This window comes from Spiroplasma endosymbiont of Nomada rufipes (assembly GCF_964277355.1).
In the GTDB taxonomy this organism is placed as follows: Bacteria; Bacillota_I; Bacilli_A; order Mycoplasmatales; family VBWQ01; genus Spiroplasma_E.
Window position 1 is genome coordinate 940,153 of record NZ_OZ195517.1, and the last position, 14,256, is coordinate 954,408.

Sequence of the window (14,256 nt, forward strand, 5' to 3'; positions counted from 1 at the left end):
TATACTCCTTTTAATTTTTAAAATTGTTTTAAGAATCGAAAATCATTATTATAAAATAATCTGATATCGTCAATGCCATATTTAATCATAGTAATTCTTTCAATGCCTACACCAAAGGCAAAACCTGCTGTTGTTTCATCTAAACCAGCAGCAATAAAAACATTTGGATGAATCATACCAGCACCTAAAACTTCAATTCAACCAGTATACTTACATAATGAACAACCTTCTGTATTACATTTTGGGCAACTTACATCTACTTCAACTGAAGGCTCCGTAAATGGGAAATAACTAGGACGTAATCTTGTTTTAGTTTCCATACCAAAAAATTGCTGACAAAAATAATTTAATGTTCATTTTAAATTTGCAAAAGTAATATTAGATCCAACTAAAAACCCATCAACTTGAATAAATTGGTGAGAATGAGTAACATCATCATCATCTTTTCGATAAACATTTCCTAAACTAATAATAGCCGTGGTTTCTTTTGAATTTTTATCTTGCTCGCTAAGAATGCGTGCAGTCATATTTGTAGCGTGTGTTCTTAATAATCAACGATTAAGTTTGTCATTATTATTTTCAAGATAAAAAGTATCTTGCATATCTCTTGCTGGATGATCAAATGGTAAATTTAAGCGATTAAAATTATATTCTTCATTTTCTACTTCATTACCACTAATGATTTGATAACCAAAATTTTTAAAAATTTCAGATATTTCGGTAACAGTTTTTAATAAAGGATTGGTGTGACCAATATTAAAATCAATACCAGGTAGTGTTAAATCAATTTCTGAAGATTTAAGACGCTCATTAATGTTATCTTTCTCAATTTCATTAAATTTTTTTATTATATATTCATTAATTTCTTTTTTTAATTTATTAGCTGCTTGACCAATTTCAATTCTAAAATTATGAGGAAACTTTTCTAAAGATTTTAATATATTATTAATATCCGAATTTTTACCTAAATATTGTGATTTTAAAACTTTCAATTTATGTAAATCAGCAACTTCATCAATATTATTAAATGCTTGCTGTCTAATAATTTCTAATCTTTTTTTTAAATCGTTAAACGCTAACATTCTATTCCTCCATTAATTTATTAATATGTATAATTAAATTTTTATAATTCAAAATAAGTATAATTTATTTTAATATATTACTAGTAAATAAGCAATACGTTACTATTGCTACACTTGTTGCTAAATTTAATGATTCAACATTAAAAGAAGTTGGAATAAAAATATTACTATTAATTTTATCTTTATACTTTTTATTAATACCTTGTCCTTCATTGCCAAATAAAAAAGCATTCTTTTGCTTAAAGGTAATTTCAGATAAATTAGTACTATTATCTTCATGTAGAAATGTACCATAAATCATATAATTTTCATTTTTTACTTTTAATAAAAATTGATCAAAATTTTCATAATACACATTAGTATAAAAAATAGCTCCTTGACTTGCACTAATTACTTTGTGATTATATAAATCAACGCTTTCATCTGATAAATATACTTCAGAAATATTAAAAGCAGTAACACTGCGTAAAATATTTCCTAAATTACCTGGATCTTGAATTGTATCAATTAGAATAATATGAGAAGAATAAAAATAATTTAAAGATTTAACAATATTACAAACGCCAATTATTGGTTGTGGTGTTTTTTGTTGTGAAATTTTTTTAATAATCATACTATTTACAACAATAACTTCAATATTATTACAAGTTTTTAATAAATTTGCATATTTCTCTAAATACTTCTCATCAACATATACTGCAAGTAATCTTTTTTTTAATAATGCAATACTAATTAAATGTTCTCCTTCGATTAAAAACTTTTTTTTAACATTGCGATGTTTTCTTTCATGTAATAAAACTAATTCTTGAATTATTGGATTTTTAAGTGAGGTTATTTGTTTCATCCATAACTCCTTGTTTTAATATTTTTTGACAATCTTGAAAATCTGGACAATATTGAGCAACAAAATTTCAAAATGTTTTTTTATGATGAGCATGAATTATATGCGTTAACTCATGAATTATAACATAATCAATTACAGCATAATCAAAATGAATTAATTTATAATTAAGTGTAATGATTTTAGTATTTGGTTGACAAACACCTCATTTATTTAACATCGAACGAATTTTTAGTACTGAAAACTCAATATTGATAATTTCTGATCAATATTGTAAGCGACTCATAAAAATATTTTTTGACTCTTCTTTTAAAAATTTTTGAATTTTAATTAATATTTGCTTATCATCTTGAATATTTGTGCATACTACCAAATTATTAAATTCAAAATAAATAATGGTTTTTTTTGAATGATACTTAGTAATTAATTTATATTTTTTACTTAAAAAATAAAGATAACTGTCATTATTATTAATAACAATATTAGGTTTTAATATAGTTTTCTTTTTTAAAATTTTAGGTAAACTTTTTAAAATGAAATCTTCAATTAATTTTTCTTGAATAAAAAATGGAGCACTAATAATAATTTGATCGTTGCGCACTTTTAAATACATATGTTTTTGTTGTTTATATGTAATAATGTACTCTCATTTTGTATTATTATAATTGAAAATTTTAACATTAGTCATTTTAATCTCCTAAATAAAACGATCACTTATTTCCATTAATAATTTTGTGATTGTCGTAAATGATTTATTTCATTTTTATAAATATAACAAGAAATAATGTCTTCACTATTAAAATTACATTTTTTACCAATTGTAAAATAAATATTTAATAATTCAAAAAAATCATTACTTGATTTTGATTTAAAAAGAGTTGTAACAAAAGCAAATAAATCAATGAATGCAAGATTAAGATCTTGATAATTTGTTTTTTCTGAAAAACTAAAATTTTGAAAATCAATATTAAGGCTATTACCGATACTAAGAATAAAATGAAGACTATCAATATATTCTTCAAGCATTACTGATTTTTCACTACTTGGTTTTGAACTTCAATATTTAAAACATCTTTGTTCATTTGCAAATTCACCTAATTCAACTAAAAGTGCTAAAAATCTAGAATTTAATGTTTTAATATCGCTAACACCACGATTAATAATTATTTTTTTATCTAACTTGTTTTGAAGTTGGATAATTGTTAAAAATTGTTTTGAATTTAACATAATTAACTCACTTTCTTTTTTTAATTATTAATTAAGATTTCATTATTTTTTTATCTTTTAAATTTAATTTTTGATAAAATTTTGTAATTAATGATTTTTTATCTTTATAAATAGGATTAATTTTTGTTCCTTTTTCTAAATAAAAAGGAGATAAAGTTTTTATAATAAAAATATATGTTAAAACTAGTAATGAAATACCAACAACAGACATAAATGTAAAACGTAAAATTGGTAACCACACTGAAGTGTCTAATACTTTTTTACCAAAACTTGCTGTATAACCAGCATTACCAATAAATAAGTAATTAGTACCAAAAGAAGTATTAAAAATAAAAACACCACTACCAAATAAAGTTAAATATAATATACTTTTTTTGATATATATTTTGTCATATTGAATATGACCATATAAATATAAAAGTAAATAAGAAAAAAGAATAATAATATGAATAAAATAATAATTTCAATAAAGAAAATGCTGTGGACCAAAAACTCATTTTGTTTTATCTGGTAATAAAAATCCCAAAATAACAGGACCAATTAAAGGAAAAGTAATATTAAATAAACTTTTATTAGGAATAATTAATAGTATACCACTAGTAATATTTAATACCGAACATAATTGAAAAGGAAAATAATCATACCATTGATAATTATCACCATTCAATCCATGAACAATATAAAAACTAATATATAAAAGTATTTGAAAAATACCTAAACTACATTTAAAACTATAGCACTTACTGAAATTAGCATAAAACCTTTTAAAAATAAATAAACTAATTATCAAGAATAATGATATAGATAAGCCAATTCAATAATACATACCAAATAAAGGATTAATAACTGCTTGTGGATTACCATCAAAAAATCCAAGAAAAACAAATTGCATAATGGCCCCCTCTTTTTTTAAATTTCTTTCTTATTTTTATACTAAGAAGCGAATTTATTTTTTAATTTTACCATTAAATATGCTAAATTGTAAAGGTAAGTGCAACTAAATTATTTTTCTATCCAAATATTCGATTGGTGAAAGATAATTTAATATTTTTCTCGGTCTTTGATTTAAAGACAATATAAATTTATGAACTTCATTTTTATTAGTTTTTGAAAAAATAAATTTTTTAGGAAATTTTTCTCTAATTAAACCATTAGTATTTTCATTAGTACCTCTTTGTCAAGGTGAATATGGATTGGCAAAATAAATTTTTACATCTAAATTTTTTTCAAGTTGTTGTCAATTTGAAAATTCTTTGCCACGATCAAAAGTACTAGTTTTAACAATGTTTTTAGGAAGAATTGATAAATAATAAATGACATTTTTATTAATAACTTTAGTAGTTCTGTTTTTAACTAATATTGCTAAAGTAAATCGTGATACTCTTTCAACTAAAGTTATTAAACATGATTTGCTTTTACCTCGTGATGATACTATAGTATCTCCTTCTCAATGACCAAGTGTTATACGATCATTAACATTTATATCTCGTTCTTTAATTGATTTACCATTAAACTTGCCACGATTCTCTTGAGATTTTCGTTTTTTACATTTTCTTCTTAAATTTTTACTAGTAACTTTATCAAGCATTCCAAAATAAATTCAAGTATAAATTGTTTTAAAACTAATAACTCACTCTTTATGAAAATTTTTAATTCTGCCATAAATTTGTTCAGGTGATCAACCTAATAGTAATTTTTGTTGTACATATTTTACTAAATTCTTATTTTTAAACTTATGAAAACTAATATGTGATTGTTTTCGATTTTCAGCTTTATTTTGTGCAATTAATGAAAAATAATGATTATTATCTTTATTTCTATTAATTTCTCGAATAATAGTACTAATACTTCGATTAAGATTTTTAGCTATTTCACTAATTTTAAATTTAAATTTCAATTGATTCTCAATATAAATCCTTTCATCTATGCCAAGATGTTTATAACTAATATAAAAACTCCTTACTTTTTTCTAAACTAAATTTAGCATTATGAAATTTTTATATGAGAATTTTTTGCAATTTTATTTACTTGCACTTACAAGTATAATTCAGCATAAAACAAAGTTTGTGATAAAAAAATATTCTTTGAAATTTATATAAAATTATGCAATTAATTATTTTGCTAAAGCAGATTTTGATGCCAAAACTAATTTTTCAAATTCTTCTGGTTGATTAATTGATAACTCAGACAATATTTTACGATTAAGATTAATATTAGCTTTATTTAAGCCATCAATAAAACGTGAATATGATAAATCATAATTACGAACAGCTGCATTAATTCTTTGAATTCATAACTTGCGAAACTCACGTTTACAATTTTTACGATCACGATAAGCATATGCTAATGAGTTCATTACTTGTTCATTTGCTGTACGATATAAACTATGTTTTGCTCCATAATATCCTTTTGCTGCTTTTAGTATTTTTTTACGACGATGATTAGTTGTATAACCACCTTTAACTCTGGCCATTTATTTTGTCACCTTCCTAAATTAAATCTTTTAAACGCTTATAGTCAGAAGCAGATACTTCACTTCACCCACGTAATTGACGTTTTTGTTTTGTTGTTTTATTTTGAGCTAAGTGAGAAACAAAAGCACCACTACGCATTCATTTACCACTTCCTGTTACTTTAATTCTTTTTTTTAAAGCTTTTTTTGCTTTCATTTTTGGCATATTTTACCTCCTATTGTTAATTTTCTTGATTTTTCTTTTTTGGAAAAAGATAAATAGTTTGTATATTTTTTTCTTTTTTATCAAAGTTTTTATCATAAATACAAATATCTTCTAATTCTTTATAAAATTTTGTAATTACTTCAAATCCTGCTTCAGGATTATGTAATTCACGACCACGATATTTTAATGTAACTTTTACTTTGTTACCATTACTTAGAAATTTACGAGCCTTATTTGCCTTTGTTTTAATGTCATTGTTATCAATAACAACACTTAGTCGAATTTCTTTTTCTTCAACAATTGTTAATTTTTGTGCTTTTTTAACTTCTTTTTCCTTTTTTTGTTGTTCAAAACGATATGTATCAAATTTAAACATTTTACAAACAGGTGGTTTAGCATTTGGTGATATACATAATAGGTCATATCCTAAATCTTCTGCTTTTTTTAAAGCATCATTTTTTTTCATTAAACCATAATTAGTACCATCATTACCAATTAATAAAAATTCATAAAAGGGAATATTACTATTTCATAAATTATCATTATTTTTAAAAGCCATACATACCTCCTTTAATTTGCATAAATAAAAGTGTGCTAAAAAGCACACTCACCACTACAAAACTTTATTTTAAAAATAAAAATTTAAAGCATTGAACCTATAACAACTTAGCTATCAGGTGAGCGTAAAAACTACTTTCTTTATGTCAAGTATTATTATATTAGATTTTTAATAAATTACAAGATTTTTTTAATGCTGAATTATACTTGTAAGTGCAAGTAAATAAAATTGCAAAAAATTCTCATATAAAAATTTCATAATGCTAAATTTAGTTTAGAAAAAAGTAAGGAGTTTTTATATGAGTTATAAACATCTTGGCATAGATGAAAGGATTTATATTGAGAATCAATTGAAATTTAAATTTAAAATTAGTGAAATAGCTAAAAATCTTAATCGAAGTATTAGTACTATTATTCGAGAAATTAATAGAAATAAAGATAATAATCATTATTTTTCATTAATTGCACAAAATAAAGCTGAAAATCGAAAACAATCACATATTAGTTTTCATAAGTTTAAAAATAAGAATTTAGTAAAATATGTACAACAAAAATTACTATTAGGTTGATCACCTGAACAAATTTATGGCAGAATTAAAAATTTTCATAAAGAGTGAGTTATTAGTTTTAAAACAATTTATACTTGAATTTATTTTGGAATGCTTGATAAAGTTACTAGTAAAAATTTAAGAAGAAAAGGTAAAAAACGAAAATCTAAAGAAAATCGTGGCAAGTTTAATGGTAAATCAATTAAAGAACTAGATATAAATGTTAATGATCGTATAACACTTGGTCATTGAGAAGGAGATACTATAGTATCATCAAGAGGCAAAAGCAAATCATGTTTAATAACTTTAGTTGAAAGAGTATCACGATTTACTTTAGCAATAATAAAAATGTCAGTTATTATTTATCAATTCTTCCTAAAAACATTGTTAAAACTATTACTTTTGATCGTGGCAAATAATTTTCAAATTGACAACAACTTGAAAAAAATTTAGATGTAAAAATTTATTTTGCCAATCCATATTCACCTTGACAAAGAGGTACTAATTAAAATACTAATGGTTTAATTAGAGAAAAATTTCCTAAAAAATTTATTTTTTCAAAAACTAATAAAAATGAAGTTCATAAATTTATATTGTCTTTAAACCAAAGACCAAGAAAAATACTAAATTATCTTTCACCAATCGAATATTTGGATAGAAAAATAATTTAATTGCACTTACCTTTACAATTTAGCTAAAAAACAAATCTTTTAATTTTCCAATTTTGTAATCTAATAAAATCGATATTTAGGTTAATCAAATAATTAGTTACACTATCTAATAGCCAATATCTTAAAATCTAATGTATCTCAATCAGTACCATTCACAATAAGTGTAATTGAATGAATTCCTGGGTAATGTTTCCTTGTACTTATATCTGCAAAACAATGTTTTTTTGCGTAAAATTTCTTCATATTTTCCTTTAAATATATCTCTGATATTTGGAATATTTTACGATTCCGTTTACCACTTGCTTTCACATAATCAATACCATATTCTAATCGTACCTTGATTGCTTTTTTTGTCTCAATCTTAAAAGAAAAAGTCATATTTTCTCCAATAGAAACAAATTCAGTACCTAAAGCAAAATCAATCACATTTACACAATCAATATTGGTAAAACCAAAGATTTTCATTACCTCCATATTGCCTTTTTTCAAAAGGGTCCTACAACCGTGCTTTACAATCCAATCAGTATGATTGTTTTTACCATATCATTCCTTTGCAATTTTTGTAACCAAGTCAGGATGTGTTTTAGAAATATCATTTAGATTATTTGCTACACTTTTACGAACATAACAAGAGGGATCGGCTTTTAATTGTTCTAAAATTTTAAGGATTGGATATGGATTTTTTTTGAAATTTGTTAATACTTGTCCTCATGGTAATTGGGGACGACAACCTTCACTAGCAAGTCGTCGCACATGCACATTATCATGCTTAGATCAAACAAGCATTTGCTGCATCATACGCTTTTCATGTTTTATAATAAATTGTCTCACTGCAAATTCAGAAGATGAAAATTGTGTATACCTTTCTAATGCAGCTATTGACAAATCCCAATGATGTTCATTTTGTCCATAGATTTCAACAAAATTTGGAAAAAACATTAGTGAAAAATCATTAAATCCTACAGGATAAAGATCAATGATCTTATCAATGATAGCAAGTACCTGTTCATAACTGGTTGGTAAATATCTTCCTAAATTAATAGCAATTTTCCTCATACGGGCTTTCAATTCTAACTTATCTCATGTTTCATCTATAATGTCATTGATAAAATCATCAATTTTAAATAAAGGGTATATGGTTCTAATAGTTACAGCCAGATCTTGGAGTGACTGGTAATTATACCTATTTTTTAATAATTTTGGCATACTATTTTCCTTTTAATTTTTATTAATAAAAAATTATTAATAATATTTTATCATTGTTTTTCCTTCTTTTTTATACATAAAAAACCAATGAAAAAATAATTAATATCAATTTCCTTTACATTAATATTTGTTACATTTCTTATGATAAAGCATCAAGATTATTTTTAATTTAATATTATTTTAATATCAATAATAAAGGTAATGTTTAAAATAATATATTTTATAGTTAAAATGTTAAAATTATTATTATTAATATTTTTAGTTTAAAGGAGAATAATATGCAAACAAAACGTTTAATTAAAAGTTTAATTAATAATTTTTTATTTATTATTAATGCTATTTTATGAATTTTTAATATTAGATCCGTTGGTGAAATCGTCACCGGAATTAATGTTGGATCAAATCGTAAAGAAAAACTAATCTATGGACTTTGCAGTTTACTACAATATATAACTTATATATCATTAATTGGATTTATTATTACTATTTATTGATGAATAAAAAATGATTTATCAATAGCAGAGCGTATAAGTGGTTTAAAACAATCATAAATTAAAAATAAAATTTTTTACTTATTTTAATGTAAAAATTAAAAAAATCTTAATTTTTACATTAAGATTAACAATAAAAAAAATTTGGCATCGTGCTATTTTCCCATTGCTGTTATTTTCGCCGCTGGAGTGCTTAACTGCTGTGTTCGAGATGGGAACAGGTGTGACCACTCCGCCATGGACACCAAATAGTTTAGCAATTGCTCCCTAAAAACTAGAAACAGACATCTTTAAATTTGATTACTTTTGATTTGCAATAGAGAATATATTCTTCAATAAATCCTCGATCTATTAGTATCAGTAAGCTGAACATATCACTATGCTTACACACCTGACCTATCAACCTTGTAGTATTCAAGGGATCTTACTTCTTTCGAATGAGAAATCTCATCTTTGAACTGACTTCACGCTTAGATGCTTTCAGCGCTTATTCATGCCCTACATAGCTACCCAGCTGTGCCACTGGCGTGACAACTGGTGCACCAGAGGTAGGTCCATTCCGATCCTCTCGTACTAGGAACAGCTTTCCTCAAATTTCTTGCGCCCACGACAGATAGGGACCAAACTGTCTCACGACGTTCTGAACCCAGCTCGCGTACCGCTTTAATGGGCGAACAGCCCAACCCTTGGAAGCGACTACACCTCCAGGATGCGATGAGCCGACATCGAGGTGCCAAACCTCCCCGTCTATATGAACTATTGGGAAAGATTAGCCTGTTATCCCCGGGGTAACTTTTATCCGTTGAGCGACGGCCTTTCCACACAGCACCGCCGGATCACTAAGCCCAACTTCCGTTCCTGCTCGACTTGTATGTCTCGCAGTCAAGCACCCTTTTACCTTTGCGCTCTACATATGATTTCCATTCATATTGAGGGTACCTTTGGGCGCCTCCGTTACTTTTTAGGAGGCGACCGCCCCAGTCAAAATACCTACCAGACACTGTCCTTAGACCAGATTATGGTCTCAAGTTAGAATTTCAATATAGCAAGAGTGGTATCCCAATGGTGACTCCATGCCTACTAGCGTCTGCATATCAACGTCTCCCACCTATGCTGTACAAACTACACCAAAATTCAATATCAAGTTGTAGTAAAGCTCCACGGGGTCTTTCCGTCTAATCGCGGGTAACCTGCATCTTCACAGGTACTAAGATTTCACCGAGTCTATAGCCGAGACAGCGTCCGGATCGTTACGCCTTTCGTGCGGGTCAGAACTTACCTGACAAGGAATTTCGCTAACTTACGGGGTTATTTTGCAGAGTTCCTTAGCTATAGTTATCTCGCTTGCCTTAGGATATTCTCCTTGACTACGTGTGTCCGTTCTCGGTACAGGCACCATGGTGATGTCTTTAGAAACTTTTCTTGGAAGTATGGCATCAAATGCTTCGTTACTAAGCGAACCGTTCACTCCCCATCGTACTTCAAGGTTAACGCTGTGCGGATTTGCCTACACAACCCTCTTTGTACTTAGTCCAGCACTACCAACCACTGGGACATTTTAGCCTTCTCCTTCATTCCATCAGTCACCATGGTGGTACAGGAATATCAACCTGTTATCCATCGACTACGCCTTTCGGCCTCGCCTTAGGTCCTGACTAACCCTGGGTGGACGGGGTGGTGGACGAACCTAGCCCAGGAAACCTTGGTCAATCGGCATGAAGGATTCTCACCTTCAATCGTTACTCACGCCGGCATTCTCACTTCTAAACGCTCCACTAGTCCTTCGGGTCTAACTTCGTCGCAGATTAGAACGCTCCCCTACCGCCCACAATATATGTAAACATATATATAGACCCATAGCTTCGGTACAATGCTTAGCCCCGGTACATTTTCCGCGCAGAATCATTCGACTAGTGAGCTGTTACGCACTCTTTAAAGGATGGCTGCTTCTAAGCCAACCTCCTAGCTGTCTGAACAATTCCACATCGTTTTCCACTTAGCATTGATTTGGGGACCTTAGCTGATGATCTGGGCTGTTTCCCTCACGTCCATGAACCTTATCACCCATAGACTGACTGCCAGATATGTAACAATGGCATTCGCAGTTTAATTGCATTCAGTATCCCGAAGTGGGGCCATCATACATTCAGAGCTTTACCTCCATTGCACTAATTCTGACGCTAGTCCTAAAACTATATCGGGGAGAACCAGCTATCTCCAGGTTCGATTGGAATTTCACCGCTAGCCACAAGTCATCCACGGTCTTTTCAACGAACGTTGGTTCGGTCCTCCATTAACTGTTACATTAACTTCAACCTGCTCATGGCTAGATCACCTGGTTTCGGGTCTACGACCACATACTAAACGCCCTATTCAGGCTCGCTTTCACTTCGGCTCCGTCTTTTCAACTTAACCTTGCATGTAATCGTAACTCGCCGACTCATTCTACAAAAGGCACGCCGTCACCCATTAACGGGCTCCGACTTGTTGTAAGCATATGGTTTCAGAAACTATTTCACTCCCCTCTCGGGGTACTTTTCACCTTTCCCTCACGGTACTGGTTCACTATCGGTAATTGGTTAGTATTTAGCCTTACGCAGTGGTCTGCGCAAATTCCGACAAGGTTCCACGTGCCTCGCCGTACTCAGGATACTGTCAAGAGATTTATACATTTCGCATACTGTGCTTTCACCATCTATGGCGTTGCTTCCCAACAACTTCTGCTATATATAAATTTTGTAACTCTTCATAGGTCGAACCTAATAGACAGTCCTATAACCCCAGTCCGACGACTGGTTTAGGCTGCTCCCTTTTCGCTCGCCGCTACTAAGGGAATCGCATTCGCTTTCTTTTCCTCTAGGTACTAAGATGTTTCAATTCTCTAGGTATCACTCTGCACAACTATGAATTCATTGTACAGTACTATCTGATTAAAGATAGTGGGTTTCCCCATTCGGACATCTCCGGATCAAAGCTTATTTCCAGCTCCCCGAAGCTTATCGCAGGTAATCGCGTCCTTCATCTTCTTCCAATTCCAAGGCATCCACCATACGCTCTTAATAATTTATTTTTAGAATATCCTATTGCAAGATAAAAATTATCTTATTTTTTTTAAAAGATGTCTATTATCCAGTTTTTAAAGAACAATTGCTCAGAGAAAACAATCCCTGAAAACTAAACAGAACAAAAGAAGTAATCCAATAAATCATCCATCTAATTTTTCTTGTTGTCTTGGTTTCTTATTAGAAAATAAACTCCATAGAAAGGAGGTGATCCATCCCCACCTTCCGGTAGGGATACCTTGTTACGACTTAACCCCAATCATCAACCCTGCCTTTGGCAGCTCCCTCCTTACGGTTAGGACACCGACTTCTGGCATTGCCAACTCTCGTGGTTTGACGGGCGGTGTGTACAAGACCCGAGAACGTATTCACCGCGACATTGCTGATTCGCGATTACTAGCGATTCCGACTTCATGAAGTCGAGTTGCAGACTTCAATCCGGACTGAGACTGACTTTTTGAGATTTGCTTGACCTCGCGGTTTAGCGACTCTTTGTATCAGCCATTGTAGCACGTGTGTAGCCCAGGTCATAAGGGGCATGATGATTTGACGTCGTCCCCAACTTCCTCTAGCTTACACTAGCAGTCTCCTTAGAGTCCCCAACTTAATGCTGGCAACTAAGGACAAGGGTTGCGTTCGTTGCTGAACTTAACCAAACATCTCACGACACGAACTGACGACAACCATGCACCACCTGTATCCTTGTTAACCTCTACTATATCTCTATAGCTTCGCAAGGTATGTCAAGACCTGGTAAGGTTCTTCGCGTTGCTTCGAATTAAACCACATGCTCCACCGCTTGTGCGGGTCCCCGTCAATTCCTTTGAGTTTCACTCTTGCGAGCATACTACTCAGGCGGAGTACTTAATGCGTTAGCTACAGCACTGCCTCATGGCAACACTTAGTACTCATCGTTTACGGCGTGGACTACTAGGGTATCTAATCCTATTTGCTCTCCACGCTTTCGTGCCACAACGTCAGTAATAGGCCAGTTAGCCGCCTTCGCCACTGGTGTTCCTTCATATATCTACGCATTCCACCGCTACACATGAAATTCCACTAACCTCTCCTATACTCTAGTAATGTAGTTTCCAAGGCGGTTAGGGGTTGAGCCCCTAAATTTAACCTCAGACTTGCAAAACCGTCTACGCACGCTTTACGCCCAATAAATCCGGATAACGCTTGCCACCTATGTATTACCGCGGCTGCTGGCACATAGTTAGCCGTGGCTTTCTGGTAAGGTATGGTCGATACTAAAATCATTTCCTATTCTAGCACTTCTTCCCTTACAACAGACCTTTACAATCCGAAGACCTTCATCAGTCACGCGGCATTGCTCCATCAGGCTTTCGCCCATTGTGAAAAATTCCCTACTGCTGCCTTCCGTAGAAGTTTGGGCCGTGTCTCAGTCCCAATGTGGCCGTTCATCCTCTCAGATCGGCTACGCATCGTTACCTTGGTAAGCAATTACCTTACCAACTAGTTAATGCACCGCATCCCCATCAATTAGCGAAGCAAATGCTCCTTTCATTATTTATCATTGCAAATAAATAACATATGCGGTATTAGCTGTCGTTTCCAACAGTTATTCCCCACTAAATGGTAGGTTAGATACGTGTTACTCACCCGTTCGCCACTAAAGATTGCTACTTTCGTTCGACTTGCATGTATTAGGCATGCCGCCAGCGTTAATCCTGAGCCAGGATCAAACTCTCAATAAAATTGTTTTTGTTAAAAGATGATGTCTGACTTATTTAATTTTTAATAAAAAATTGACAGATTAATTCTTGTTCTATTTAGTTTTCAAAGATCGTTTTTTCTAGTTTGTAACCCATTTATTTTCGGGCACAATAAGTATCTTACAGAAAACAAAACCCAATGTCAATGAAAAT

At 30.6% G+C, this 14,256-nt stretch carries 12 protein-coding genes and 3 rRNA genes; 2 read left to right on the plus strand and 13 right to left on the minus strand.

What is annotated here, in order from left to right; translation table 4 throughout:
- Positions 1–17: 17 nt before the first annotated feature.
- The 9 genes from pheS to infC form a co-directional block, all read right to left on the minus strand.
- Positions 18–1,082 (minus strand): phenylalanine--tRNA ligase subunit alpha, encoded by a 1,065-nt coding sequence (gene pheS, locus ACICQF_RS05145; protein ID WP_395473025.1) that lies wholly within the window; start codon positions 1,080–1,082, stop codon positions 18–20.
- Positions 1,083–1,146: 64 nt separating this feature from the next.
- Positions 1,147–1,926, minus strand: coding sequence for a TrmH family RNA methyltransferase (locus ACICQF_RS05150; protein WP_395473026.1), 780 nt, complete (start codon positions 1,924–1,926; stop codon positions 1,147–1,149).
- Positions 1,904–2,611, minus strand: coding sequence for a M48 family metallopeptidase (locus tag ACICQF_RS05155; RefSeq protein ID WP_395473027.1), 708 nt, complete (start codon positions 2,609–2,611; stop codon positions 1,904–1,906). Before ACICQF_RS05155 ends, ACICQF_RS05150 begins: the two co-directional genes overlap by 23 nt.
- 35 nt (positions 2,612–2,646) lie before the next feature.
- Entirely contained in the window at positions 2,647–3,150 is a 504-nt protein-coding gene (locus tag ACICQF_RS05160; protein WP_395473028.1) for a dUTP diphosphatase, read from the minus strand.
- 31 nt (positions 3,151–3,181) lie between these two features.
- The gene (locus ACICQF_RS05165) at positions 3,182–4,042 is read right to left on the minus strand and encodes a TMEM164 family acyltransferase (protein ID WP_395473029.1); all 861 of its coding nucleotides are present in this window, start codon (positions 4,040–4,042) and stop codon (positions 3,182–3,184) included.
- A gap of 105 nt (positions 4,043–4,147) precedes the next feature.
- The gene (locus ACICQF_RS05170; RefSeq protein ID WP_395473711.1) at positions 4,148–5,098 is read right to left on the minus strand and encodes an IS30 family transposase; all 951 of its coding nucleotides are present in this window, start codon (positions 5,096–5,098) and stop codon (positions 4,148–4,150) included.
- Between the two features lie 165 nt (positions 5,099–5,263).
- Positions 5,264–5,623 carry a 50S ribosomal protein L20 gene (gene rplT, locus ACICQF_RS05175; protein ID WP_252320320.1) on the minus strand — a complete coding sequence of 120 codons (360 nt, stop codon included), beginning with the start codon at positions 5,621–5,623 and terminating at the stop codon, positions 5,264–5,266.
- A 16-nt stretch (positions 5,624–5,639) separates the two neighbouring features.
- A complete protein-coding gene (gene rpmI, locus ACICQF_RS05180) occupies positions 5,640–5,828 on the minus strand; it encodes a 50S ribosomal protein L35 (protein ID WP_338959025.1) in 189 nt (62 codons plus the stop codon).
- A 16-nt stretch (positions 5,829–5,844) separates the two neighbouring features.
- Entirely contained in the window at positions 5,845–6,387 is a 543-nt protein-coding gene (gene infC / locus ACICQF_RS05185; protein ID WP_174480738.1) for a translation initiation factor IF-3, read from the minus strand.
- A 298-nt stretch (positions 6,388–6,685) separates the two neighbouring features.
- On the opposite strand from infC, the gene ACICQF_RS05190 reads away from it, so the two are divergent.
- A complete protein-coding gene (locus ACICQF_RS05190; RefSeq protein ID WP_395473030.1) occupies positions 6,686–7,387 on the plus strand; it encodes an IS30 family transposase in 702 nt (233 codons plus the stop codon).
- Positions 7,388–7,707: 320 nt separating this feature from the next.
- Here ACICQF_RS05190 and ACICQF_RS05195 read toward each other — a convergent pair whose 3' ends face one another.
- Complete coding sequence (locus ACICQF_RS05195; RefSeq protein WP_395473031.1) at positions 7,708–8,811, minus strand: DNA alkylation repair protein; 1,104 nt, start codon at positions 8,809–8,811, stop codon at positions 7,708–7,710.
- 278 nt (positions 8,812–9,089) lie between these two features.
- Here ACICQF_RS05195 and ACICQF_RS05200 point away from each other — a divergent pair, with 278 nt between their 5' ends.
- Entirely contained in the window at positions 9,090–9,362 is a 273-nt protein-coding gene (locus ACICQF_RS05200) for a hypothetical protein (protein WP_338988300.1), read from the plus strand.
- A gap of 82 nt (positions 9,363–9,444) precedes the next feature.
- On the opposite strand, the gene rrf is transcribed toward ACICQF_RS05200, so the two are convergent.
- From rrf to ACICQF_RS05215, 3 genes are all read right to left on the minus strand, one after another.
- Positions 9,445–9,551 (minus strand): 5S ribosomal RNA (rrf, locus tag ACICQF_RS05205).
- A gap of 82 nt (positions 9,552–9,633) precedes the next feature.
- Positions 9,634–12,372 (minus strand): 23S ribosomal RNA (locus ACICQF_RS05210).
- 192 nt (positions 12,373–12,564) lie between these two features.
- Positions 12,565–14,085: ribosomal RNA gene (locus ACICQF_RS05215) — 16S ribosomal RNA — on the minus strand.
- Together the 16S, 23S and 5S rRNA genes form the textbook arrangement of a ribosomal RNA operon.
- Positions 14,086–14,256: the final 171 nt, after the last annotated feature.